We start from the raw sequence: 22,574 nt of genomic DNA, 5'->3' as shown, positions 1-22,574 counted from the left end.
TTCCCGATGAACATCTCCGCGCCCTTCATCAAGCGCCCGATCGGCACCTCGCTGCTGGCGATCGGTTTGTTCGTGATCGGACTGATGTGCTATCTGCGCCTGGGCGTGGCGGCGCTGCCGAACATCCAGATTCCGGTGATCTTCGTGCACGCCACCCAGTCCGGCGCCGATGCCAGCACCATGGCCTCCACCGTCACCGCGCCACTGGAGCGGCACCTGGGCCAGTTGCCGGGCATCGACCGCATGCGCTCTTCCAGCTCGGAGAGCAGCAGCATGGTGTTCATGGTGTTCCAGAGCAATCGCAACATCGACTCGGCCGCGCAGGACGTGCAGACCGCGATCAACGCCGCGCAATCGGACCTGCCCTCGGGCCTGGGCACGCCGATGTACCAGAAGGCCAATCCGAACGACGACCCGGTCATCGCCATCGCGCTGACCTCGGACACGCAATCGGCCGATGAGCTGTACAACGTGGCCGATTCGCTGCTGGCGCAGCGGTTGCGGCAGATCACCGGCATCAGCTCGGTGGACATCGCCGGCGCCTCCACCCCGGCGGTACGCGTGGACGTGGACCTGCGCGCGCTCAATGCACTGGGACTGACACCGGACGATCTGCGCAACGCGGTGCGCGCGGCCAATGTAACCTCGCCAACCGGCTTTCTGTCCGACGGCAACACCACCATGGCCATCATCGCCAACGATGCGGTGGCCAAGGCCGCCGATTTCGCGCAGCTGGCGATCTCCACGCAACGCGATGGACGCATCGTGCGGCTGGGCGATGTGGCCACCGTCTACGACGGCCAGCAGGACGCCTACCAGGCGGCCTGGTTCGACGGCAAGCCCGCGGTGGTGATGTATGCCTTCACCCGTGCCGGCGCCAACATCGTGGAGACCGTCGATCAGGTCAAGGCGCAGATTCCCGAGCTGCGCGCCTACCTGCAACCCGGCACCACCCTCACGCCCTACTTCGACCGTACCCCCACCATTCGCGCCTCGCTGCACGAGGTGCAGGCCACGCTGATGATTTCCCTGGCGATGGTGGTGCTGACCATGGCGCTGTTCCTGCGCCGGCTGGCGCCCACGCTGATCGCCGCAGTCACCGTACCGCTGTCGCTGGCCGGTTCGGCCCTGGTGATGTACGTGCTGGGCTTCACGCTCAACAACCTCAGCCTGCTGGCGCTGGTGATCGCGATTGGATTCGTGGTCGACGATGCGATCGTGGTGATCGAGAACATCATGCGGCACCTGGACGAAGGCATGCCGCGCCTGGACGCCGCATTGGCCGGCGCGCGCGAGATCGGCTTCACCATCGTCTCGATCACCGCCTCGCTGGTGGCGGTGTTCATTCCGATGCTGTTCGCCAGCGGCATGGTCGGCGCGTTCTTCCGCGAATTCACCGTGACCCTGGTGGCGGCGATCGTGGTCTCCATGCTGGTGTCGCTGACGCTGACGCCGGCATTGTGCAGCCGCTTCCTGTCCGCGCACGAGCACGTGCAGCGCCCCAGCCGCTTCGGCGCCTGGCTGGACCGCATGCACGAGCGGATGCTGCGCGTATACACCGTAGCGCTGGATTTCTCGCTGCGCCACGCGCTGCTGCTGGCGCTGACGCCATTGCTGTTGATCGTCGCCACCGTCTTCCTCGGTGGCGCGGTCAAGAAGGGCTCGTTCCCGGCGCAGGACACCGGCTTGATCTGGGGGCGCGCCAACTCCAGCGCCACGGTGTCCTTCGCCGACATGGTCGGCCGCCAGCGCCGCATCACCGATATGCTGATGGCCGACCCGGCGGTGAAGACCGTCGGTGCGCGGCTGGGTTCGGGCCGCCAGGGAGCCAGCGCCTCGTTCAACATCGAGCTGAAGAAACGCAGCGAAGGCCGCCGCGACACCACCGCGCAGGTGGTGTCGCGGCTCAGCGCCAAGGCCGACCGCTACCCGGACCTGGACCTGCGCCTGCGCCCGATCCAGGACCTGCCCAGCGACGGCGGCGGCGGTACCAGCCAGGGCGCGCAGTACAAGGTCTCGCTGCAAGGCAACGATCTGGCCCAGCTGCAGGAGTGGTTGCCCAAGGTCCAGGCCGCCTTGAAGAAGAATCCGCGCCTGCGCGATGTGGGTACCGACGTGGATACCTCCGGCCTGCGCCAGAACATCGTGATCGACCGCGCCAAGGCCGCGCGCCTGGGCATCTCGGTCGGCGCGATCGACGGCGCGCTCTACGGCGCATTCGGCCAGCGCTCCATCTCCACCATCTACTCCGATCTCAACCAGTACAGCGTGGTGGTCAACGCACTGCCCTCGCAGACGGCAACCCCCAAGGCGCTGGACCAGATCTTCGTGCCCAATCGCGCCGGGCAGATGGTGCCGATCACCGCCGTCGCCACCCAGGTGCCCGGACTGGCGCCGCCGCAGATCACCCACGACAACCAGTACACCACGATGGATCTGAGCTACAACCTCGCACCGGGCGTGAGCACCGGCGAGGCGGATCTGATCATCAAGACCACGGTGGAAGGTTTGCGCCTGCCCGACGGCATTCGCATCAGCGACGGCGGCGGATTCAACGTGCAGTTGAGCCCAAACTCGATGGGCATCCTGCTGCTGGCCGCGGTGCTCACCGTCTACATCGTGCTGGGCATGCTCTACGAGAGCCTGATCCACCCGGTGACCATCCTGTCCACGCTGCCGGCCGCTGGCGTCGGCGCGCTACTGGCGCTGTTCCTCACCAATACCGAGCTGTCGGTAATCTCGATGATCGCGCTGGTGTTGTTGATCGGCATCGTCAAGAAGAACGCCATCATGATGATCGACTTCGCGCTGGTGGCGCAGCGCGTGCATGGCATGGATGCGCGGGCGGCAGCACGCGAGGCATCGATCGTGCGCTTCCGGCCGATCATGATGACCACGATGGTGGCGATCCTGGCGGCCGTGCCGCTGGCGGTGGGCCTGGGCGAAGGCTCGGAACTGCGCCGACCGTTGGGCATTGCGATGATCGGCGGGCTGGTGTTCTCGCAGAGCCTGACCCTGCTCAGCACCCCGGCGCTGTACGTGATCTTCTCGTGCCTGAGCGAACGCTGGAAGGCCCGCCGCGCGCGCAAGCGTGCGCAGCGGGCCGAACGCGCCGCGGCGCGTCGTCCGGCGGCGCAAGCGCACTGAGCCACGGCAATAGCCGTGGCGACTGCGCTGCGACGGGGACGCGTTACGCCAACAACCCCTGCAGCGAGTCGCGCTCCAGTTGCGCGTACAGCGCGAACTCGTCGTGCACCTGCGCACCCAGGGCCTGCTCGAAGCTGCGCTTGCTCGACTGCGCGGCGTAGGCGCGCTGCTCGGCGCCGCCCAGGTTGGACTGGAAGATGCCGGCCGCACTGACCGGCAGGAAGTCCTCGTAGACGATCGGGTCGGCACTGACCAGGCCGAGCGCAATCGCGGTTTCCGCCGGCATGGCCGCCACCTGTGCCGGATCGGCGCGTCCGGCCTCGGTGAGCGCATAGCGGAAATAGCCCAATCCTTCCTGGCGCAGCAACGCTTCGTCATCCGGAAAGGCCACGAAGGCGGTCTGCAGGCGGGTGGCGTAATCGGCCCCCGTACTGCCGGCGCCATCGGCATCGCGCGCCTGCGCCAGCAGCGCGTCGTACAGCGCCCGGCCCTTGGGCGTCAGCGCAAGCCCGCGCTGTTCGATCTCGCCGAAGCGCGCGGTATGGGTGCCATGCTCGGCCTGCCCGCCGTCGCCGACGAAGCGCACCGGCTCCTCCAGCGCCTTGAAGCTGGTCTGGCGCAGCAGGATCGGCACGCGCCGCCGCGGCGGCCCTTCGATCACTGCCTTCGCATCGATGCCGGCACCGCGCATCTGCGCCTGTGCGGCATCGATATCCAACGTGCGCGGGGTCAGGTGGTTGATGTGCGGGCCGTGGAAACTCACCACGTCGGCAATCAGCTTGTGCGCATCGCTCAGCGCGCGATAGGTCGGCAGCGACACCGTGGCGTCACCATGCCAGCGGAAGGTCTCCAGCGCTTCGGCCACGAACTGCTGCGCCTGGGTCGCATCCAGACCGCCTTGCTGTTCGCACTGCTCGATCAACTGCATCGCACCGGCAGTGAAGATCTGCCGCTGCTGCAGGATCTGCGCGGCCTGCTCGCGCAGGGCGGCATCGTCGATCAACTCCAGCCGCAGCAGCGAGGTGAACACGCGGAACGGATTGGCCGACAACGCGGCCTCGTCGATCGGCCGGAACGCGGTGGAGTGCACCGGCACGCCCGCCACCGACAGATCGTAGTAGCCCACCGGATGCATGCCCATCACCGCGAACAGCCGGCGCAGGGTGGCCAGTTCTTCCGCGGTGCCGACCCGGATGGCGCCATGCCGCTCCAGATCCAGGCGCGCGCGTTCGTCGTTGCGCTGCAACCGCAGCGCCAGTGCCGGATCGGCTTCCAGCGTCTGCGCATTGACTCGCGCCACCAGCGTCATCAGCTCACCGTAGAGTGGGACCTCGGCGCGGTACATGTCCGACATCGCCTGCGCGAACAGGCTGCGGATCTGATCGGGAGAGACAAACACGGTATCGCGCATGGATCGGGTCTTGGCAGGGGCCGGCCGGGGCCGGCGTTGCCCGCATTCTCGCCGACCCTGCCCTGCCCGGGCCAGCTGCACGGCAGCATCCGCTCGCACGGACGACGCAGGCGACTGCCTGTGTGAGCGCGACGCGGCCTACAGCCCCGCCTGCGCCGCCGCTTCGGCCGCCTCGGCGGCCTCGCGCGCGGCCTCCAGCCGTTGCGCAGGGTCGCCGAGTTGGCGACGCAATAGCGCATCCAGCGTGATCGGCCGCTCCCAGCGGTCGTAGCTGGCGACGATGGCATGCCGCAATGCGCGCATGTGGGCGTTGTCCGGCGCCACCGACAGGCGGGTGATCACGCCTTCCCAGCCGTCGCGGTGATCGCGGCTGTAGGCGCGCACACTGTCGCGGCACGACAGCTGCACCGTCTGCGCCCAGAAGCAGGCGAAATAGATATCCCCGGCGTGCCAGCCGTGCACCTGCAGTAGCGCCTGCACGTAGCCACGCGGCGTGCCGGTGTAGCGCGCCACCTCGTCGATGAAGCTGTCCGGGTAGCGCTGCGCGTAGCTGCCCATGTCGGCCAGGTGCTGGTCCACCCAGGCATCGCCGGTGCCGGCCATTGCCGCCGGTGCCGGCTGCTGCGCCGCATCGGCAGGATCCGCCGCCGTCGGCGCGCCATTGGATTGCGCTGCGACCAGCAGGGGCACCAGCAGTATTGCCACAAGGGGCAGTGATCGCAGTCGTGAGCAGCGTGGAACGGGCATGCGTCGATGATGCCGCATGCCCATCCCGCTGTCAGGTGGTGCCAGGTGCGACCCGGCCATCCAGCGAAGCAAACGATCGCCTGCGGCAGCCGCCCTGCCTACCTGGATGCCTGCTGCCGGGCCAGGGCATCCAGCGTGTGAACCGCTGCCGGCCAGCCGGCGGCATCGGGCACCTCGCGCATGCGCGGCTCGTCGGCAGCCACGCCATGCTCCTGTTCGTGTGCCCAGGTCACCGCATACGGGGTGTAGATGCCCCACCCGCCGATCGCCAGCACCGGCTCCACGTCCGAGCGCAGCGAATTGCCGATCATCACGAAGCGTTGCGCCGGCAGGTCGAATTCGCTCAGCACGCGTGCATAGGTCCTGGGATCCTTCTCCGAGACCACTTCCACACGCGGAAACAGGTCGCTCAGACCGGATTGCTCGATCTTCTGCTCCTGGTGGAACAGGTCGCCCTTGGTGATCAGCACCACCGCATACTCGGCAGCGATGGCACTCACCGCCTCGCGTACGCCGGCAATCACTTCCACCGGATGCTGCAGCGTGGTCCGGCCGATCTCGACGATGCGCTGGATATCGCGCGCCTCGATGCGGGCATCGGTCAGCTCGATCGCGGTCTCGATCATCGACAGGGTCATGCCCTTGGCGCCATATCCGAAGATCTGCAGATTGCGCCGCTCCACCGCCAGCAGATGCTGCTGCATGCGGCTGTCGCCCAGGTCGAGATAGCGCGCCAGGATGGCTTCGAAATCCGCCTCGGCACTGCGGTAGTAGTCCTCGCTCTTCCACAGGGTATCGTCGCCGTCGAAGCCGACCAGTTGGATCGCCTGGCCGTCGCGCTGTGCAATGGGTGTCATCGCACAAGTCTAGCAGCGCGCCCCGGCGCCGCCGTATCAATCTCCGGCCGCATCGCCCGGCCCCGGCTGATAACTGGCGAATTCGTCGCGCGACAGCCGCCCATCGCCGTTGCTGTCGAAGCCGGCAAAGCTCTCGCGCAGGATCGGGTCCGCGCCGGCTTCGGCCAGGGTCAGCGAACCGTCGGCATCGCCGTCCAGGCTACGAAAGCTGCGCGGCGCCAATGTTCCGGCCGTCGGTGCTGCAGACGGTTCGGCGCCCCCCTTGGCAGGGGACGGGCCAGCCGGGCCGACGGGCAGCAAAGGCGTAGCCGCCGGCGCAGGGGGCTCGACTGGCAATGGCGACATCGCCGGCGAACTGGTCGTCGGCAGCACCACGGGCGCCTGCTGTGGATCGACGGGAGGCAGCTCCGGAGGCGCGGCGAGAACCTGCCAGGGACTCGACAGCGCAGCCAGCACGATAACGCGTGGCAACATGGGATGGGCCGATGAAAGATGCTCCCACCATAGCGCGCAACATGTAAAAAAAGTGGCGCCATGCGGGGAGCATACGAAAAGGGAGCGGCCCTGGCAGGTCGCTCCCGATCTTCCATCCTGTTACTGCTGGCCGCGTGACTTAATTGCTGGCCGCGTGACCGTCAGACAAGCGCTCGCTGGCTACTTGACCTATGACGTTCGACAGCGCAAAACGATTTCCGCACCGCCAGTGACTCGGTCACGGCACCGGCGATCAATTGCCCTGCGAGCCGCTCGCCGCCGCCCCGCCCTGCTGCTTGGCGACGAAGGCCTTGTACTCGTCGGGCGTCAGCTTGCCATTGGTATCGCTGTCGGCCTGGTCGAAGATCTGCGCCAGACCTGCGTTGACCTGCGCCTCCTGCTTGCTGATGGCACCGTCGCTGTCGGTGTCCACGCTGGCCCAGGTCTGGCCGCCGCCGGAGCTTGCGCCGCTGCCCTGCGCGGACGTCGCCGAGCTACCCGATTGCGCCGCATTGCCGGTCTGGGCGGCGGCATCCTGCGGATTGCTTTGCGCCATCGCCGGCAATGCCAGGGCAGCGGCGAGCGCGGCAGTGGCGGCCAACAGCGAGGTGCGATTGCGGTTCTTCATTGGGTGGTCTCCTGTTCTTGGAAATGCACGGTGTCGCCGCACATGGCACCACCCTACCCAGCACGGATGAACGCCCGACCTGCCACAATTTGCCGTAGAACGTCCTCTTAACCACCGCTCCAACGTTTGCGCCTAGCCGCCTGTTAGGCGTGGGTGAGTCAAATAGAAGTGGTCCATTCATCGCAGCGATTTGTGCGAACCGTGCCGCGTTTTGGCCAGCGATTTTAGGAGCCAGACGCGTCGCTGTCCCAGCGCTCGGAACTGAACAGTTTCCAACCCAGCACGACACCGGCGATCGCGCCGGCCACTTCCAGCACCACGCGCGACCCCAATTCGTTGGGATCGTGGATGCGTGCCAGCGCCAGACGCGCGTACAACGGCGATTCCAGCCGCACGATGCTGGTGTAGACGAGATTCCAGATGTCGTATCCCGCACCGGCCGCCACCGCGAGCAGGCAGGCCGCTCCCAGCGTGTGGCCCTGCGTGAACTGCAACCGCCGGCCGCCATATTCGACCGCGGCGAAGATCGCGATACCCAGCACCAGCGCGATCAGGCCGGCCTCGAGCGAACCGAGCAGGCCGAAATGCAGGGGCAGATTCATCGTGACGATCCAGGCGGCAGGCGGGCCAGTGTAGCGGCTGGCGCCATCGGCATCGGCTCCCAACCGACGGTTAGCTCGCCCTGTTTAGCCACGACGCGACCACCCCGGCAGCGCTGCAGAGACGGTACCGCCTCAGGCATCGTCCTGACCACGCGCGGTCACCTGCACCTCGCCCTGCTCATCCCATTGCACGGCGACCGTGATCGGCTTGCAGCACACCTGGCAGTCCTCGATGTAGCACTGGTCGCCGCCGCTGATATCCAGGCTCAGGGTGATCCATTCCCCGCAATACGGGCAGGCGATATCGATGAAGCGTTCCGGGTCGGTCATGGCGATTCCTGCGTTGGTGGAAACGGCCGCGCTGCGCGCGACGCGGGCGATGGAGGCGCCGGCATGGTGTCCAGGCGACAGACGAACGCGGCTGCGCTGCGCGCTGGCAGTGCGGTCATTCCACCGGCACATCGTAGGCGGTGTGCGGCGTCGGCTCCGGCGTCAGGGTGAAATGCCACCACTCCATGGGATAGTTGGCAAAGCCCTGCGCCGCCATGGCGCGCACCAGGCGTTGGCGGTTCGCGCGCTGACCGGCGTCGAGGTCGGGCGCATCGGTGTGCGCGCGCGGATCGAAGAAATCGAACCCGGTGCCCATGTCCACGGCCCGGCATGGCGTCTGCCGGCAGTCGAGCAGGCCGACATCCAGCGTCGCGCCGCGGCTATGCCCGGAGGTGTCGGCGATGTAGTCGCCGAGCAGCGCGCGCTTGTCCACGCGCGGGTAGTAGCGCGCCTTGGTCGATTGGTCCTGCAGATCCGCAGCCCACGCCACGAAGGCGCGCACTGCCCGCACCGGCCGGTAGCAATCGAACACCTGCAGCTGGTATCCCTGCGTTTTCAGTGTCAGCGCGACCCGCGCCAGCGCGTCGGCTGCCGGGCGCAGCAGGTAGCAGCGCGCGGCGTCATAGCCGGGCACTACCTGCCCGGTGAAGTTGTCGCTGCGCGCGTAGCGCATGTCCACCGCGATGTCCGGCGCCAGCGTCGCAACATCGATCAGGCCCGCCTGCGCAGCGGTGGTGGCCGGCGAAACGACGGGGCCGGGGATGGCGCTGCCGCACACACAGGCGGCCGCTGCAGCGGCCAACCGCCAACGTCGAAGGCGCAGTCGTTGGCGAGGGCAGCGCGACACACGGTGGGATGCATGGATATCTGTCATGCGCACAGCATAGGCCAGCGATCGGGAATGATCGCAGCGGGCGGTGGTTGGCCCGGCATGGTCCGGCGGATAGTGGCGCCATGCCGGCCTGCACGGCACCGCGCGGCGGGACCTCACCGATACCGGCAGGGGCTACGGAACGTCCACACCCGCATCGGCCGCCGGAGGCGGTCGCCCCCCCCGCGTCGGACTGGACAACGGCAGGGTCAGGGCGTGCAGGATGCGCAGATCCTCTGCGTCCAGGGTGGTGGCGCTGCTGCCGCGATAGTGGTGGTGGAACGCCTGCAAGGTGGCGGCAGGATCGTCCAGGCTGTAGCCCAGCACCGCGAGTGCCTGCCAGGGATCGAAGCCCGGCGGCGCCGCCGGCGCATCGGCCGCCGGCCAGCGGCCGAAACCGGCATCGCCAAGGCGCTTCCAGGGAAACAACGGGCCGGGGTCGTTCTTGCGCGTCGGGGCGACATCCTCATGACCGACGATCTGCGTGCGCGGAATCCGCAGGCGGCTGCACAGATCCTCCAGCAGCACCAGCAGGCTGTCGATCTGGGCCGGGGCGAACGGTTCGCTGCCGTCGTTGTCCAGCTCGATGCCGATCGAGGCCGAATTGATGTCGGTGATGCTGCCCCAGCGCCCTGCACCGCCGTGCCAGGCGCGCTGATCGTCTGCGACCAGCTGGTAGCGCTGCCCATCCTCGCCGATCAGGTAATGCGCGCTGACCCGCCCGCCGCTGTTGCGGCTACGGAGCGTGTTCAGACTCTGCTGCACCGAATGCTGGTCGGTGAAATGCAGCACGATCAGGATGGGCCGCCGCGCATCGTAGTTGGGCGAGGGCACCCACCGGGCCAGGGGATTGCGTTGCGGCGCGTGCGCGCAGGCGGCCAGCGACAGCACGAGTACGCATGCGGCGCCACGCAGCCAGGCCGATGACGACGGAAGGGACGTTGACGACACCGGTGTTCTCCTGGACGAATGCAATGGCCCGCACGGCGTCCAGCGTCGCAACGCGCTGCCGTGGCGCTCCATTATCCGCTCGGTTGTCATCGGCAGGGTGGGCCACGCCGCACACCCTACCCCGCCCGGCGTTGTCGTTGGCAGGTACCGGGTGCTGACGACTGCGCACTCGGCCACGGGGCGTTCGCGCACCAGCGATGCAAGCCTCGCCTGCACCCCGCAACGGCGACCACAGATGCACCACCGCGCAGGTCCTGCGCAAAGCACGGCAGCGCGCGTACACTGCGATCATGCTCGCAAGCTGGCTGTCCTGGCGAATCTGCCGAGGCAGTGCGGCGGGTCAGGTCTTTCGCTTCCCGCGATCGGGCCACGGCCAACGGCTCCCATCTCCTCGAGCGTTTCATGCCACTGTCGCGCTGCCTGCTGACCTTGCTGTTGATCGTCTTCGCGCTGCCCTGCGCCGCGGTGTCCCGTTCGGCCAGTGTGCCGACGCCGCACGCTGCTCCGTTCGCGGTCGACGATGCGCAGCTGACACCCGATTACTGGAGCCAGCGCACTCCCGGCGCACAGGTGCCGCGCCTGAGCGGTGCGCAGATCGCCGACTTCAACGCGCGGCTGCTGCGTGACGATGCATCGATGCACGACCTGTCGCGGCTCCCCGCCACCCTGCCGGGCGCGGCGGTGCGTGCGCGGATCCAGGCGCTGTCGGCACCGCCGACGCGTGCGCTGTACGACGCCCATGGGCATCGCATCGCCGCGGCGCGCCTGGCCCAGTGGCAGCGCACGCTGGCATTGGACGCGCTTCCCCCGCAGGTCGCGCCGCGATATGCGCTGGTGGTCCAGCGCGCTGCGCTGCGCACCTTCCCTACCAGCGAACGCGTGTTCGCCAGTCCCGACGACCGCGACATCGATCGTTTCCAGGAGTCGGCGCTCTACCCCGGCACGCCCGTCGCCGTGCTGCACGCCAGCGCCGATGGTGCGTGGCGGTTCGTGATCGCGGCCAACTACGCCGCATGGATCGCCGCCGACCATATCGCCGAAGGCAGCCGCACCGACGTGCTCGACTACGCGCAGCACGGTGCGCGCCTGATCGTCACCGCTGCCCACGTGCAGACTGTCTACACGCCGGAACTGCCCGCGGTGTCGGCATTGCGGCTGGATATGGGCAGCAGCCTGCCACTGCTGACCGACTGGCCGCCGCAGCAAGCGGTCAACGGACAGTCGCCCATTGCCGCCCATGTGGTGCAATTGCCGGTACGCGGAACCGATGGGCGTCTGCAGCGGGTGCCGGCGCTGGTGCCGCGTGGCGCCGATGTCCGGGTTGGCGCACTGCCGGCCAGCGACGATGCGCTCCTGCGCCAGGCCTTCAAGTTTCTGGGCGAGCGCTATGGCTGGGGCAACGATTACGCTGCGCGCGACTGCAGCGGCTTCGTGCTGGATGTCTACCGCAGTCTCGGCATCGCCCTGCCGCGCAACACCGGCGATCAGGCACGCAGCCCGGTACCGCACCGCGTCGCGTTCGACGCGCATGCACCGCCATCGCAACGCACGCGCCAACTGGCGCAGCTGCGCGTCGGCGACCTGATCTACATCCCCGGCCACGTGATGCTGGTCATCGGTCATGAGCGCGGCACCCCATGGGTGATTCACGATGTGGCCGGCATCAGTTATCGCAGCGCCAACGGCAGCGTGCAGCGCGCGCCTCTGAACGGCGTCTCGGTAACGCCCTTGCTGCCCCTGCTGGCCACCGATGGCACGCCGCTGGTCGCGCACATCGTCCGTATCCAACGCATCGCACCGATCGGTTCCCCATGAAGATCACAGGTTTGCGCCTCGGCATGCTGCGCGTGCCGCTGAAAACCCCGTTCAGGACAGCGCTGCGCACCGTGACCGCCATCGAGGACGTGGTGGTGCTGCTGCAGAGCGACGACGGCCACATCGGCTACGGCGCGGCACCGGCCACTGCACCGATCACCGGCGATACCCATGGCAGCATCGTCGCCGCGATCACGCACTGCATCGCACCGCGCCTGATCGGCCAGGAGATCGCCGACCTCAATCGCCTGTGCGGGCTGGTACAGCAGGCATTGGAACGCAACACCAGCGCCAAGGCCGCGGTAGAGATCGCGCTGTACGATCTCTGGGCACAGGCCTACGGCGCGCCGCTCTACCAGCTGCTGGGTGGTGGCACGCCGCGCATCACCACCGACATCACCATCAGCGCCGATGCCATCGACACCATGGTCGCGCAGGCGCAATCGGCGCTGGCACGCGGCTATCGCGCCCTGAAGATCAAGGTCGGCAAGGACAGCGACTCGGATGTCGACCGCATCAAGGCGATCCACGCTGCGGTCGATGGGCGGGCCACGCTGCGGCTGGATGCCAACCAGGGCTGGACGCCCAAGCAAGCGGTGCGCAACATGCGCGTGCTGGAAGCGGCCGGCATCGTGCTGGAGTTGCTCGAACAGCCGGTCGGGGCCGCCGACATCGAAGGACTGGCCTTCGTCACCGCGCGTATCGACACCCCGGTGATGGCCGACGAAAGCGTGTTCTCGCCGTCGCAGGTGATCGACCTGATCCAGCGCCGCGCCGCCGATATCGTCAACATCAAGTTGATGAAGACCGGCGGGCTGTCCAATGCCATCCGTACCGCCGACATCGCCGCCCTGTACGGGGTGCCCTGCATGATCGGGTGCATGATCGAATCCAGTGTCAGCGTTGCTGCCGCGGTGCATCTGGCGGTCGCCAAGGCCGACAGCATCACCCTGGCCGATCTGGACGCGCCCGCACTGGCGCAATTCGATCCTGCCGAGGGCGCCGTGCATTTCGACGAGGCACAGATCCATATCGACGCCGTGCCGGGTCTGGGAATCGGCCGCATCCGCGGGCTGGAGCTGTTGCCACCGTAGCGGCGCAGTCATACCGCGACCGATGACGACAGACCCGCGCCATCGGTGCGCATTGCTGGGTACAGTAGCCATCGGTGCGATATCCAGAGCGCCGCCGACGCCGCGCTGCAAACTGCTGCGGCTCCGGTCGTCCGCTCGATCCAACCACTGCCTCCGGAGCCTGCATGCGTCTTGCCCACCTGTTGCGATCCATCCTGCCGATGCCGATGCCGATGGCAATGGCAATGGCGCTGGCACTGTGCAGCGGCACCGTCGCTGCAGCCCAACCGATCCAGGCCGTGCAACAGGCGCGTGCGCTGATCGTGGTGACCACGCACGACTGGGACAGTACTCAGGCGCGGCTGCAGACCTTCACGCGTACCGATGGGCAGTGGCGGCCGGCCGGGGCCGGCTTCGCAGTCGCACTCGGTCGCCACGGCAGCGCCTGGGGCGAAGGCCTGCACCCGGCGCAGCCGAATGGCCCGCAGAAGCGCGAAGGCGACGGCCGCAGCCCGGCCGGTGTGTTCGCCATCGGCCCGGCCTTCGGCTATGCGACACACCTCAACACCGCCCTGCCCTATCAGGCGATGACTGCCACCCACTACTGCATGGATGTGCCGGCCTCGCCGTTGTACAACCGCATCGTCGACGCGGCGCAGGTCGGCCAGGCGGCGGTGGCCGGCTCCACCGAACCGATGCGGCTGGACCTGCGCACGCCCGGCGACGGGCGTTATCGCGAAGGCTTCGTCATTGCGCACAACCCTGCTGCAATCGCCGGGCGCGGCAGCTGCATCTTCGCGCATCTGTGGCGCAGTCCGGGCCAGGTCACCGCCGGCTGCACCGCGATGGATCCTGCCGACATGCAGCGCCTGCTCGCGTGGTTGAAGCCGGCCGACCATCCGCTGTTCGTGCTGTTGCCGCGTGCCGAGTACGCGCGGCTGCAGACAACCTGGCAACTGCCGGCGCTGGACGAGGCCGCACCATGAGCGCGCCGGCACCCGGACTCGATGCGACCGGCCTGGTGCGCGCGGTCAGCCGCTGGCAGATCGTCGGACTGTCGATCAACGATGTGATCGGCAGCGGCATCTATCTGCTGCCCGCCGCCACCGCCGCCCTGCTCGGCCCGATGAGCCTGTGGGCGGTGCTGCTGGCCGGCCTGGCGGTGGCTCTGCTGGTGCTGTGTTATGCGCAGGCTGCCAGCTATTTCGACACCCCCGGCGGCAGTTATCTCTATACGCGCGAGGCCTTCGGCCCGTTCGTGGGATTCCAGATCGGCTGGATGATCTGGCTCACCCGCATCAGTTCGGCCGCAGCGCTGAGCAACGGCCTGGCCGATGCGGTGGCGCGCTTCTGGCCCACAGCCTCCACCGAGGCCTGGGCGCGTCTGTTGGTGGTGGTCGGCTCGCTGGGTGTACTCACCGCGATCAACGTGGTCGGCGTGAAGTCCGCCGCGCGCACCGGCATCGCCCTGGTGATCGGCAAGTTGGTCCCGTTGCTGTTGTTCGTGGCGATCGGCCTGTTCTACGTCGATTGGTCGTGGGCGTTCGCGGGCAAGTCCCCGGATCTGCGGGATCTGGGCAATCTCGGCGAAGCGGCCTTGCTGCTGTTGTTCGCCTATGCCGGTTTCGAGAACATTCCCGCCGCTGCCGGCGAGTACCGCAATCCGCGCCGCGACGTGCCGTTCGCGCTGATCACCATGATCGTCACGGTGACCTTGATCTATGCCGCGGTGCAGGTGGTCGCGCAGGGCACGCTGCCCGACCTGGCCGCATCGCCCACGCCGCTGGCCGACGCAGCCAGCGGTTTTGGCGGTGAGGCGCTGGCGCTGATCCTGACCGTGGGCGCTACCATTTCCATCCTGGGCACCACCAGCAACACGGTGATGCTGGGGCCGCGCTTTCTGTTCGCGCTGGCCAAGGACGGCTACGGCCCGGCATTCCTGGCCCGCGTGCATCCGCGGTTCCACACGCCGGCGGCAGCGGTACTCACGCAGGGTGTGCTGTCGCTGGCACTGGCGGTGTCCGGCTCGTTCACCCAGCTGGCGCTGCTGTCGATGGTCACCCGGCTGTTCGCCTACATCGGCACCGCGGCGGCCGTGATCGTGCTGGCGCGGCGTTACCGGCAGCGCACCGAGACCTTGCGCCTGCCGGGGGGCCCACTCATTCCCGTTGCCGCGATCCTGTTGTCGCTGGGCCTGCTGGCCAGCGCCAGCTGGCAGAATCTGGCCGCCGCCGCAGTCGCGCTGCTGGTGGGCTGTGCGTTCTATCTGTTCCCGCGCAAGCCGGCATGAGGCTTTCGCAGCGCACTCGCGTAGCGCTCACGCAGACCTAACCGCGCACGCCCAACGCTGCGGCCATCACCCGATGGGAGCCTGCGATGAAGCTGCGCCGTGTCTACAGCACACCCGATCTGGAAGGCGCGCAACGTGCGCTGCACGCTGCACGTCGCGCAGGCATCGACAACGAAGCGCTGTCGTTGATTGCACGCTCGGACATCGAACTGCACGACGTCCCTGACGATCGCAAGGAAGCCAAGACCGACTTCGTTCCCGCCGCAGCACGTGGTGCGGCAACCGGCGGCGCCGCGGGCCTGGTTGCGGGGCTGGTCGCGGTGGCGGTGCCGCCAATCGGCCTGACCCTTGCCGGCGCAGGCGTCATGGCATTGGCAGGCGCACTGGTGGGCAGCTGGTCGGCGGCCCTGGTCGGTGCCACGGTGCCCGATCCGATCCGCCGCCAGTTCGAGGACGAGATCGAAGCGGGCAGGGTGCTGGTGGTCATCGATGCGGACGAGTCTGCCCTCCAGGCGGCCGACACGGCTGTGCTCGCTGCAGGAGCCAAGCCCCTGCCTTACGAAGCTGCATCGGCCGCCAGCTGATGCAGCAAGGGGCGCTGTTCCAACACCGTGCGCGCGCGCATATCCGTCTTGATCAGCTCCTCACCCGGCATGCCGCGTCGTTAACATGTCGCCCCCTAAGTTGAGCCTCACTTTCGAAACGATGGAGACGCGCATGAACGTGCCGTACCAGATTCCGGGCCGCGCACCCGACGAAGACCGTAGTCAGAACATCTCGACGTATTGGCGCGAGCGGTTCACCGAAGAACCCTACTACACCGAAGGCGATCGCTTCGAAGATTATGAGGGCGCCTACCTGGCGGGCCACGAGGCACGTATCCGCGACAACGCGCGCGCCTACGACCAGGTGGAGGCCGAGCTGCATCGCGATTGGGAGGCCAAGCGCGGCACATCGTCGCTGAGCTGGAGCAAGGCGCGTCATGCGGTGAAGCGGGCCTGGGAAAACGCTGCAGACTTCGTCAGCGGCGACTCGTCTCCCAAGCGCTGATGCAACTGATACGACAACGCCACCGTCATGGTGGCGTTGTCGTTGGTGCAGCCCGCGCGGCGTCTCAGTCCAGCGCTGGCGGCACCGCATGCGACGCGCGCGAGGCAGCCGAGACATCCATCGCATCGCGGGTATTTTTCTGCACCGCAACCGCACCGAACAGGCTCAATGCGTAGGCCATCGCGTAGAAACCTTTTTCGCTCAGGAGCAAGCTGGCGTTGAACAAGCCGATCGTCAGCAGCACCAGCGCGATGATCAGCGAGAACCAGCAGATGGCGTAGTACAAGCCAGTGACCGGGATGCCATCGGCGCGATCACGCACGCTTTTCTGCAACGACACCGATGCGAACAGGCCGAACAACAAGGTGAAGTAGTAACCCTTTTCGTTGAGCAGCATCTGCGCATTCCACAGGCCGATCAGATATGCCGCGCTGCCCAGCAGCAAGGCGGCCCAGGATGCGGCAACGAAAGCGGGCGAGGTTTTTTGCGTGGCCATGGAAACTCCTTTTCATGGTGATATTTCATGGTGAAACAGCGATGTGAGACGCGTCCGCCCTGCGGAGAGTGATCTGCGACAAGGGCGGCCTCGGCAGCGTCGTGTAAGGTACTTGAAAACCCAACGCGGCACACGTTGCGGGAGGGCTGCAGCGTGGTCGTGCCCATCCCCTGGAGGACCCCATGTCTGTCCGACGTCTGCTTGCCCTGGCCTGCTCGGCCACCCTGTTCGCCACCGGCGCTGCTCTGGCCGAACCGGCAGCCGCCCCCGCGGCATCCATCCCCAAGGCGCAATGGCCGTTCCAGGCGACTGTCGTCGCCGATTTCGACGAGCCCTGGGCGATGAGCTTTCTGCCCGATGGCACGCTGCTGGTCAGCGAGAAGCGCGGCGCGCTGATGCGCCTGGATACCAGGACAAAGCGCAAACGCGCCATCACCGGCGTGCCCACCGTCGCCTACGGCGGGCAGGGTGGCTTCGGCGATGTGGTCCCGCACCCGAATTTCAGCAAGAACGGCTTGGTCTACCTGAGCTACGCGGAGCTCGGCCAGAACAATACACGCGGCGGCGCCGTCGCCCGCGCCAAGCTCACCCTGGACGCCAACGGCGGTGGCACGCTGAGCGGCTTGCAAGTGATCTGGCGACAGGTTCCCTACGTGAGTGGCAACGGCCACTTCGGTCACCGGATCGCATTCGGCAAGGACGGCAAACTGTGGATCACCTCCAGCGAACGCCAGCGGTTCGATCCCGCACAGGACATGAAGTCCAACCTCGGCAAGCTGATCCGCCTCAACGACGATGGCAGCGTCCCGGCCGACAACCCGTTCGCCGCACAGGGCGGCGTGGCCGCACAGGTCTGGTCGTTGGGTCATCGCAACCTGCTCGGCATTGCCTTCGACGCCAAGGGCCAGTTGTGGGAACACGAAATGGGGCCGGCAGGCGGCGATGAGCTCAACCTGATTCAGCGCGGCGCCAACTATGGCTACCCGATCGTGTCCAATGGCGACCATTACGATGGCAGGCCGATTCCCGACCACAACACACGACCCGAGTTTGCGGCCCCCAAGATCAGCTGGACGCCGGTGATTTCGCCGGCCGGCTTCGTCATCTACAACGGCAAGCAATTCCCGGCCTGGCGCGGTAACGGATTCATCGGCGGACTCTCGTCCAGGGCCCTGGTGCGGGTGTCGCTGGGCGATCAGCCAACCGAACTTGCGCGCTACGACATGGAAGCGCGCATCCGTGAAGTGGAGCAGGGCCCCGATGGCGCACTGTGGTTACTCGAAGACGAGGCCAGTGGCAGCACCGGGCGCCTGCTCAAGCTGACGCCCAAGAGCAGGGCGGCAGTCGACAACGACGCGTAAGCAGCTGAGTCGGTCAAAGGGGGCACCGCCTGCGCGTCGAAGGATTGCGCAGGCGGTGCAGTATCGGACGCTCGCACAGGCGCCTGTGCCCGAAGCAACCGATCAGCGCCTGCGCAGCCACCGGTCGCACGCGGCCGGCAGTCGCAAGGGTATTCACCACCCCGATACTTTGGTCCTTGGCGCGCCGTCCGCGTTTCCCTGACGGCTGCGCGCCCTGTTTCGTTTTGCCGCTCCGGCTGCGCATCGCCGTGACCTTGCTGAGGCCCGCATTCCTGGCATCACCGCGCAAGCGGTCGACGCTGCGCCGTCATCGCATTGCCCCCCGGCGCGCTCAGCCGCCGAGCAACTCGAAGCTCACTGCCTCGCCACTCTTGGCCGATGCGCAGACCCAGACATCGAATGCTCCCGGCTCGGCGGCGAACAGCCCCTTGGGATTGGTGAAGGCCAGTGCATCGCGTGCAAGGGTGAACACGACATCCGCGCTTTCGCCAGGCTGCAGCAACACCTTGCGAAATCCCTTGAGTTCGCGCACCGGGCGTACCCGGCTGCCCACGCGGTCGTGCACGTACAGTTGCACCACTTCCTCGCCGACCACATCGCCGGTGTTGGTCACACGGGTGGTAATGGTGAGCGTGTCGTCCCAGCCCAGGCGTGCGGTGCTCAACTGCGGTTGTGCATAGGCGAAGGTGGTGTAGCTCAGTCCGTGACCGAACGGGTACAGCGGCTCGTTCGGCATTTCGCGCCAACGCGCCTTGTACTCGGACAAGGTCGGCAGCTCCGGGCGGCCGGTGCGCAGATGGTTGTAGAAATACGGTTGCTGCCCGGTCGCTTGCGGGAAGCTGATCGGCAGGCGCGCGGACGGGTTGTAATCGCCGAACAGCACATCGGCCACGCCGGTGCCGGTCTGGGTACCCAGATACCAGGTCACCGCAATCGCCTGCGCATCGCGTACCGCGCCAGTCAGCGCCAGCGCCCGGCCGTTGCGCAGCACCACCACCACCGGCGTCCCGGTGGCGGCGACGGCTTCGGCCAACGCCTGCTGCGCCGGCGGCAAGGTGATCTCGGTGCGCGACTGCGCTTCGCCGCTGTAACGCTGCGGCTCGCCCAGTGCCAGCACCACCACATCGGCGGCCTGCGCGGCGTCGATGGCTGCGGAGATGCCGCCCGGCAGTGCGTCTTCCAGGCCGCAGCCGGCCACCACGCTCAGATACTCGTCGGCGACCACCGCACGCACGCCCTGCTCCAGGGTCACGTAACGTGCCTTGTCGCCGAACAGCGTCCAGCAGCCTTCGATGTTTTCGCGGTCCTGCACGAACGGCCCGATCAACGCGATCCGCTGCCCGCTCTTCTTCAACGGCAGCACGGCATCGTCGTTCTTCAGCAGCACGATCGAACGCCGCGCCGCATCGCGCGACAGCGCATCGTGCGCGGCCAGGTGGGCGGTGTCGGCTTCGCGCGCCGGATCCAGCGAGCGATACGGATTGTCGAACAGGCCGATGGCCTCTTTCAGCTGCAGGATGCGCCGCACGCTGGCATCCAGCGCGGCCATCGGTACTTCGCCACTTTCCACCAGCGAAGGCAGGTGCGCGGCATAGAAACCGCTCTGCATGCTCAGGTCCAGCCCGGCCAGAAACGCCTTGCTGGTCGCATCGCGCTCGTCGGCGGCATAGCCGTGCGCGATCAGCTCCATGTCGGCGGTGTAGTCGGAAATCACCACGCCCGGGAACTGCCACTCGCCGCGCAGGATCTCGGTGAGCAACTCATGGTTGGCGCTGGCCGGTATGCCATTGATGTCGTTGAAAGAGGACATCACCGCCAATGCGCCGGCATCCAGTGCGGCCTTGAACGGCGGCAGATGCACATCGCGCAGCGTCTGCGGTGCGATGTCCACGGTGTTGTATTCCATGCCCGCGGCGACCGCGCCATAGGCTGCAAAGTGCTTGGGCGTGGCCAGCAGTGAGTCGGCGGCGGTCAGGTCGCCGCCCTGGAAGCCGCGTACGCGCGCGGCGGCGAACGCCATGCCCAGCACGACGTCCTCGCCGGCGCCCTCGGCACCGCGGCCCCAGCGCTGGTCGCGGGCGATGTCCACCGCCGGCGCGTATGTCCAGTGCAGGCCGGCAGCCGTGGCCTCGACCGCAGTGGCACGCGCGGTGCGCTCGGCCAGCGCGGGCTCGAAACTGGCCGCCTCGCCCAGCGGGATCGGGAACACCGTGCGCATGCCGTGGATCACGTCGGCGGCCAGGATCACCGGGATGCCCAACCGGCTCTCTTCCACCGCCACTTTCTGAATCTGTGCGCCCAGTGCGGCACCCACGCCATTGAACAGCGAGCCGACCCGCCCCTGGCGAACCTGCTGCAACACTTCGTCGGCGTTGCGCACGTTGGCTTCGGGATTCACGTCCGGCGCGAACGGCCGCACCATGTCGGCGAACACACCCAACTGTCCGACCTTCTCTTCGACGGTCATCCGGGCAATCAGGGTTTCGATGCGATCAGCAGCCATGAGATCCTTGAGAAAACGTTTACATGGCCGGCAATTCTAGCCTGCCGTGGCCGCGCAGATGCAAGTGGCGGGAGGTGAAAGCCGGGTCTGGGGTGTTGTCGAGCACGGTTTGGCCACGCTGACCCAGGATCGTGGCCAAACCGTGCCTCGGTTGCGCCGCCCCTTCCCCGGATGGCACGGACCGGACACTGCGCAGCGCGACCACCGCACGCGCTCGCGCCCGGCGCGAGCAGCGGTCAGAGCGCCTGCCCCCGTTCGATGATCACCCCCACCGCCTGCGCGCCGCGCACCGCGCCGGGCTTGCTGAGCTTGAGCCGCAGCCAGCGCACCCCGAACTCCTCCAGCACGATCGCCGCGCAGCGTTCGGCCAGGGTCTCCACCAGTCCGAACTCGGAGGCTTCGACAAATGCGATCAGGCGCTTGCTCACCGCCTTGTAGTTCAGCGTATCGGCGATCGCGTCGCTGGCCGCCGGCACCCGGTTGTCGAAGCCCATCTCCAGATCGAACCGCAGCGTCTGGCGGATCCGCCGCTCCCAGTCGTAGATGCCGATCAGCGCATCGATTTCCAGACCTTCGATAAACACTTTGTCCATGGGGATTCGGGATTCGGGATTCGGGATTCGGGATTGGCAAGAGCGGAACACATCAGGCGAGAACGGGCTGCTACGAATCCCGAATCTCCACTCCCGAATCCCGCGCCGCCACCAGTGGCGGCAGCGCAGCCATATCCCAGCGCGGCGTCACATGCACCGCCGCGTCGGCGTGTTCGCCGGCCTGCAGCCGCAGCGCGCCGGCAAAGGCGATCATCGCGCCATTGTCGGTGCACAGGGCCGGGCGCGGAAAGCAGACCCGGCCGCCACGGCGTTGCGCGGCCTCCTGCAGCTGCGCGCGCAGGCGCTTGTTGGCACCCACGCCACCGGCCACCACCAGCGTATTGCAGCCGGCTGCGTCCAGCGCGCGCAGGCATTTGATCGCCAGTGTCTCCACCACCGCGTCCTCGAAACCGCGGGCGATGTCGGCGCGGGTGGTATCGGACTGGTCGCTGGACCGCCAGGCCAGCAACACCTGGGTCTTGAGCCCGCTGAAGCTGAAATCCAGCCCCGGCCGGTCGGTCATCGGCCGCGCGAACCTGTAGCGTCCGGGCGTGCCGGTTTCGGCCAGCGCCGCCAGCTGCGGGCCGCCTGGGTACGGCAGGCCCATCATCTTGGCGGTTTTGTCGAAGGCCTCGCCGGCCGCATCGTCCAGGGTCTCGCCCAGCACCTCATAGCTGCCCAGCGCCTTCACCGATACCAGCTGGGTGTGGCCGCCCGACACCAGCAGGGCCACGAACGGTGGCTGCGGCGGGTCGTCTTCCATCAGCGGCGCCAGCAGGTGCCCTTCCATATGGTGTACGCCGATGGCCGGCACCTCCAGTGCCCATGCCAATGAGCGCGCCACCCCGGCGCCCACCAACAGGGCACCCACCAGGCCGGGACCGGCGGTGTAGGCCACGCCATCGAGCTCGTCGATCCCCAGCCCGGCCTCGGCCAGGGTCTGGCGGATCAGCGGCAGCAACTTGCGCACATGGTCGCGGCTGGCCAGCTCCGGCACCACCCCGCCGTACTCGGCATGCAGCGCGATCTGGCTGTACACCGCATGGGCGCGCAATGCCGCCACCCCGTTCAGGGCGGTGTCGTAGACCGCCACACCGGTCTCATCGCATGATGATTCGATCCCAAGGACTTTCACGGCAACTCGGCAGAAGAAGGCGTGCGGGCATTTTCGCAGCTTTTTCGCTGCGCAGATTGGCCTTGCGCAGATTCGGCGCCGCCATGGGAGCAGCCCGGAACCGCGCGTGGACGCAGCCTCCGCATGGCGGCCCCGGGCGATTTTCGCCTGGGGCTTGCAGGTCGTTGGCAAGTCGTTATAATGCGCGGCTCGCCGGGGCAACCCGGAAATTCCGTCACGCGAGTCCGCTCGCACCCGCCC

21 protein-coding genes are annotated in these 22,574 nt (G+C 67.5%); 8 read left to right on the top strand and 13 right to left on the bottom strand.

Going from position 1 to position 22,574, the window contains the following annotated elements; translation table 11 throughout:
- Positions 1-6: 6 nt before the first annotated feature.
- Positions 7-3,147, top strand: coding sequence for an efflux RND transporter permease subunit (locus LL964_RS13850; RefSeq protein WP_104585439.1), 3,141 nt, complete (start codon positions 7-9; stop codon positions 3,145-3,147).
- Between the two features lie 43 nt (positions 3,148-3,190).
- Here LL964_RS13850 and hglS read toward each other — a convergent pair whose 3' ends face one another.
- The 9 genes from hglS to LL964_RS13805 form a co-directional block, all read right to left on the bottom strand.
- Positions 3,191-4,558 carry a 2-oxoadipate dioxygenase/decarboxylase HglS gene (gene hglS / locus LL964_RS13845; protein WP_104585441.1) on the bottom strand — a complete coding sequence of 456 codons (1,368 nt, stop codon included), beginning with the start codon at positions 4,556-4,558 and terminating at the stop codon, positions 3,191-3,193.
- A gap of 138 nt (positions 4,559-4,696) precedes the next feature.
- The gene (locus LL964_RS13840; protein WP_167395190.1) at positions 4,697-5,323 is read right to left on the bottom strand and encodes a hypothetical protein; all 627 of its coding nucleotides are present in this window, start codon (positions 5,321-5,323) and stop codon (positions 4,697-4,699) included.
- Between the two features lie 80 nt (positions 5,324-5,403).
- Positions 5,404-6,162: an HAD family hydrolase gene (locus tag LL964_RS13835; RefSeq protein WP_104585445.1), complete on the bottom strand. Its 759-nt coding sequence runs from the start codon at positions 6,160-6,162 to the stop codon at positions 5,404-5,406.
- A 36-nt stretch (positions 6,163-6,198) separates the two neighbouring features.
- Positions 6,199-6,636, bottom strand: a complete 438-nt coding sequence (locus tag LL964_RS13830) for an EF-hand domain-containing protein (protein ID WP_104585447.1) — start codon at positions 6,634-6,636, stop codon at positions 6,199-6,201.
- A 253-nt stretch (positions 6,637-6,889) separates the two neighbouring features.
- Complete coding sequence (locus LL964_RS13825; protein ID WP_104585449.1) at positions 6,890-7,264, bottom strand: EF-hand domain-containing protein; 375 nt, start codon at positions 7,262-7,264, stop codon at positions 6,890-6,892.
- Between the two features lie 224 nt (positions 7,265-7,488).
- Entirely contained in the window at positions 7,489-7,866 is a 378-nt protein-coding gene (locus LL964_RS13820; RefSeq protein ID WP_104585633.1) for a hypothetical protein, read from the bottom strand.
- Positions 7,867-7,998: 132 nt separating this feature from the next.
- Positions 7,999-8,196: a CPXCG motif-containing cysteine-rich protein gene (locus LL964_RS13815; protein WP_104585451.1), complete on the bottom strand. Its 198-nt coding sequence runs from the start codon at positions 8,194-8,196 to the stop codon at positions 7,999-8,001.
- A 115-nt stretch (positions 8,197-8,311) separates the two neighbouring features.
- Complete coding sequence (locus LL964_RS13810) at positions 8,312-9,019, bottom strand: M15 family metallopeptidase (RefSeq protein ID WP_425478134.1); 708 nt, start codon at positions 9,017-9,019, stop codon at positions 8,312-8,314.
- A 183-nt stretch (positions 9,020-9,202) separates the two neighbouring features.
- Positions 9,203-10,018, bottom strand: a complete 816-nt coding sequence (locus LL964_RS13805) for an N-acetylmuramoyl-L-alanine amidase (protein ID WP_228315691.1) — start codon at positions 10,016-10,018, stop codon at positions 9,203-9,205.
- A gap of 402 nt (positions 10,019-10,420) precedes the next feature.
- Between LL964_RS13805 and LL964_RS13800 the strand changes: the two genes are divergently transcribed.
- The 6 genes from LL964_RS13800 (at position 10,421) to LL964_RS13775 (ending at position 16,246) form a co-directional block, all read left to right on the top strand.
- Positions 10,421-11,833: an SH3 domain-containing protein gene (locus LL964_RS13800; protein ID WP_104585457.1), complete on the top strand. Its 1,413-nt coding sequence runs from the start codon at positions 10,421-10,423 to the stop codon at positions 11,831-11,833.
- Positions 11,830-12,927, top strand: coding sequence for a dipeptide epimerase (locus LL964_RS13795; protein ID WP_104585459.1), 1,098 nt, complete (start codon positions 11,830-11,832; stop codon positions 12,925-12,927). The genes LL964_RS13800 and LL964_RS13795 overlap by 4 nt, the downstream gene beginning before the upstream one ends.
- Before the next feature lie 164 nt (positions 12,928-13,091).
- Positions 13,092-13,892, top strand: a complete 801-nt coding sequence (locus tag LL964_RS13790) for a L,D-transpeptidase family protein (RefSeq protein WP_104585461.1) — start codon at positions 13,092-13,094, stop codon at positions 13,890-13,892.
- Complete coding sequence (locus LL964_RS13785; RefSeq protein ID WP_104585463.1) at positions 13,889-15,196, top strand: APC family permease; 1,308 nt, start codon at positions 13,889-13,891, stop codon at positions 15,194-15,196. Before LL964_RS13790 ends, LL964_RS13785 begins: the two co-directional genes overlap by 4 nt.
- Positions 15,197-15,282: 86 nt before the next feature.
- Positions 15,283-15,780, top strand: a complete 498-nt coding sequence (locus LL964_RS13780; protein ID WP_104585465.1) for a hypothetical protein — start codon at positions 15,283-15,285, stop codon at positions 15,778-15,780.
- A 133-nt stretch (positions 15,781-15,913) separates the two neighbouring features.
- Positions 15,914-16,246 carry a hypothetical protein gene (locus tag LL964_RS13775; RefSeq protein ID WP_104585635.1) on the top strand — a complete coding sequence of 111 codons (333 nt, stop codon included), beginning with the start codon at positions 15,914-15,916 and terminating at the stop codon, positions 16,244-16,246.
- Between the two features lie 64 nt (positions 16,247-16,310).
- Here the strand turns inward: LL964_RS13775 and yiaA are convergent, their stop codons facing one another.
- Positions 16,311-16,742, bottom strand: coding sequence for an inner membrane protein YiaA (gene yiaA / locus LL964_RS13770; RefSeq protein ID WP_104585467.1), 432 nt, complete (start codon positions 16,740-16,742; stop codon positions 16,311-16,313).
- Positions 16,743-16,924: 182 nt separating this feature from the next.
- Here yiaA and LL964_RS13765 point away from each other — a divergent pair, with 182 nt between their 5' ends.
- Positions 16,925-18,103 carry a PQQ-dependent sugar dehydrogenase gene (locus LL964_RS13765; protein ID WP_104585469.1) on the top strand — a complete coding sequence of 393 codons (1,179 nt, stop codon included), beginning with the start codon at positions 16,925-16,927 and terminating at the stop codon, positions 18,101-18,103.
- 331 nt (positions 18,104-18,434) lie between these two features.
- Here the strand turns inward: LL964_RS13765 and LL964_RS13760 are convergent, their stop codons facing one another.
- The 3 genes from LL964_RS13760 to tsaD all read right to left on the bottom strand — a co-directional run bounded on the left by LL964_RS13760 (position 18,435) and on the right by tsaD (position 22,334).
- Complete coding sequence (locus LL964_RS13760) at positions 18,435-20,606, bottom strand: glycoside hydrolase family 3 N-terminal domain-containing protein (RefSeq protein WP_104585471.1); 2,172 nt, start codon at positions 20,604-20,606, stop codon at positions 18,435-18,437.
- Positions 20,607-20,842: 236 nt separating this feature from the next.
- Positions 20,843-21,199, bottom strand: coding sequence for a dihydroneopterin aldolase (gene folB / locus LL964_RS13755; RefSeq protein WP_104585473.1), 357 nt, complete (start codon positions 21,197-21,199; stop codon positions 20,843-20,845).
- A gap of 70 nt (positions 21,200-21,269) precedes the next feature.
- The gene (tsaD, locus tag LL964_RS13750) at positions 21,270-22,334 is read right to left on the bottom strand and encodes a tRNA (adenosine(37)-N6)-threonylcarbamoyltransferase complex transferase subunit TsaD (RefSeq protein ID WP_104585475.1); all 1,065 of its coding nucleotides are present in this window, start codon (positions 22,332-22,334) and stop codon (positions 21,270-21,272) included.
- Between the last annotated feature and the right edge of the window lie 240 nt (positions 22,335-22,574).

It is taken from the genome of Xanthomonas melonis, from assembly GCF_020783655.1.
Classification (GTDB): domain Bacteria; phylum Pseudomonadota; class Gammaproteobacteria; order Xanthomonadales; family Xanthomonadaceae; genus Xanthomonas; species Xanthomonas melonis.
Note: the sequence above shows the minus strand (reverse complement) of the source record. Positions and strands in the feature narration are given on the sequence as shown.